The sequence below is a fragment of the Phyllobacterium sp. P5_D12 genome, from assembly GCF_054049495.1.
In genome coordinates this window covers 1-2,241 of sequence record NZ_JBFUMG010000660.1, presented here as the reverse complement: position 1 = coordinate 2,241, position 2,241 = coordinate 1, and the positions used below count along the sequence as shown (strand labels likewise).

At 56.4% G+C, this 2,241-nt stretch carries 2 protein-coding genes; both read left to right on the top strand.

Translation table 11 applies throughout. The annotated features are described in order from the left end of the window. On the top strand, positions 1–1,279 hold a 1,279-nt coding region (locus tag ACXJ5O_RS24905; RefSeq protein ID WP_457302246.1), incomplete at its 5' end, for a glycosyltransferase family 2 protein. Continuing rightward, complete coding sequence (locus ACXJ5O_RS24900; RefSeq protein WP_457302245.1) at positions 1,276–2,121, top strand: class I SAM-dependent methyltransferase; 846 nt, start codon at positions 1,276–1,278, stop codon at positions 2,119–2,121. The genes ACXJ5O_RS24905 and ACXJ5O_RS24900, both read left to right, overlap by 4 nt. Positions 2,122–2,241 lie beyond the last annotated feature (120 nt).

The following is a 2,241-nucleotide window of genomic DNA, read 5'->3' as shown; positions in this document are numbered from 1 at the left end:
GGCCCGCATCGAATATCTTTCAGAAGATGGAAGCGCTCTGCCGCTCCAGCCCAATTTCTACAAGTTTCCTGGCAAGACTGGCGAACGCGGGGATGGGCTTGGCGCCGACGTGACCGGTTTTGTCGCCTGGCTGCCGCAAGCCAAAAATCTTGGACCATTGCTGCAGCCGCGCTTTCAGATGCGGCTCGTCTCGGGTGCAACCGCGATGCTGGTGCCGCCAATGCAGCCGTTTGAGCCATCGGCACAGCGTAACCGCATTTTGCGGGCGGTACCGCCGCAGCATGCACGTAGCCAGGTATTCGAAAACATTCTTGCGCCAGCCCTGAGAGAGGTCGAACAAAAGCTTGGCCAGACGGTGAGGATTGCAGATATCAAGGAATACGGTTTGGGACCGGCATCTCCTCTCATCTCTATCGTAATCCCCCTCTATCGCAATCTCGACTTTTTGCGCTTCCAGCTTTCGGCTATGGCAACCGATCCTTGGCTTGTGGCGAATGCAGAGGTCATTTTTGTGCTCGATTCTCCGGAAATCCAGGACGATACAGAGCACATGCTCGGCGGACTGCATATCCTGCATGATTTGCCGATGAAGCTCGCCACCATGAATCGCAACAGCGGCTATGCCCGTGCCTGTAACGCCGGTGCGAGTCTTGCGACAGGCACCATGCTCGTAATGTTGAATTCCGACGTTGTCCCCTGTGGTCCAGGCTGGCTGGACACACTCACCCGGCCCTTGCTCGAACAGAAGAAGCTGGGTGCGATCGGGCCGAAACTGCTCTTCGAAGATGGCTCCCTGCAGCATGCCGGGTTGTACTTTGCTCGCGACCAGCGCGGCGTCTGGCTCAACCATCATTTCTACAAGGGCATGCCGGGCTATTATTCGCCGGCTCAGATTGCGCGAACAGTGCCGGGCGTAACCGGTGCGTGCCTCGTTACCCGCAAGGACATTTATGATCTGGTCGGCGGGTTCACCGAGGACTACGTCATCGGGGACTACGAGGATAGTGACCTATGCCTGAAAATCCGGCAGATCGGTTTTCAGGTGGCTTACGAGCCGAATGTTGCTCTCTACCACTTCGAACGCCGATCTATCCGTCGCAGCAGCGACTACATGCGAGGTCTCGCGAGCCAATATAATTCCTGGCTGCATACACAGCGCTGGGACGATGACATTACTGAATTGATGACGACCTATCTCGATGAAGCGGTGCCCGATCAAATGAACGGGGACACTGTCACTTCTTTCGTCAAGGAAAAGTCTGAAAGGAGCGCCGCTTGACTGAGGTTATTGCACTCAAGACAGCTTTCACCGAACCTGCCCCCGCCTACAACAATGATCACGTCGAGTGGTTGATGGAAGCCGTCCTGCGCAACCGGTTTCTTCCCTGTCCTGACCCGGATAGCATTTTCGTTGGAGATGGTAATTTCCAGGCCGTTGGCGCAGAGTTCCTCGGTCATTTCATCCGCAAGGGCGGTTTGCGATCGGATAGCCGGGTGCTTGATATCGGTTGTGGTATTGGGCGCATGGCTGTCCCGCTAACCCAGTACCTTGAGTTTGCGAAAGGCAGCTATTGCGGCATCGATCCGGTTGCCGGCGGAATCAACTGGTGCCGGCAGATGATCAGCCCTGTGTATTCCAACTTCGAATTCCGCCATCTGGACATCGCACACTCGCTGTATAATCCGAAGGGTKCCATCGATGGGCTCGAACTCGTTCTGCCCTATGAAGACCAGCAGTTCGATTTCATCATCATGACGTCTGTCGTCACCCATTTGCCTGACGAAGAGGTAAGCGCCTATCTGCGCGAGGTGGAACGGGTCCTTGCGCCAGGTGGCCGCCTGTTCATGACATGCTTCGTCGTCGATAAGGTTGCAGCTGAGAATCCCTTGAAAAAGCGTGACGCGCGGCTCGGATTTCAGCGTTACGACGAAGGTCCGTGCTGGTTCGTTCCAGAACTGCCGCCACTGGCTGCTGTGGGTTTCGACGATGGATTTCTGGATGGTGCGCTAACGCGTGCCGGTTTGTCGGTCACGACCAAGTCATTCGGTCACTGGCGCGGCGTTCCTTCGGATCATTATCAGGATCTGTTTGTGGCCGAGCTCGATAGGGGCGATCGATGACCCGCGTACTCGTCGCTGCACACAATCATCCGGCTTTGCACCCAGGCGGCACGGAAATATTCGCCCACGACCTTTTCCGTGCCTATCAGCGGGCCGGATGTGAGGCGCTCTTTCTCGGCG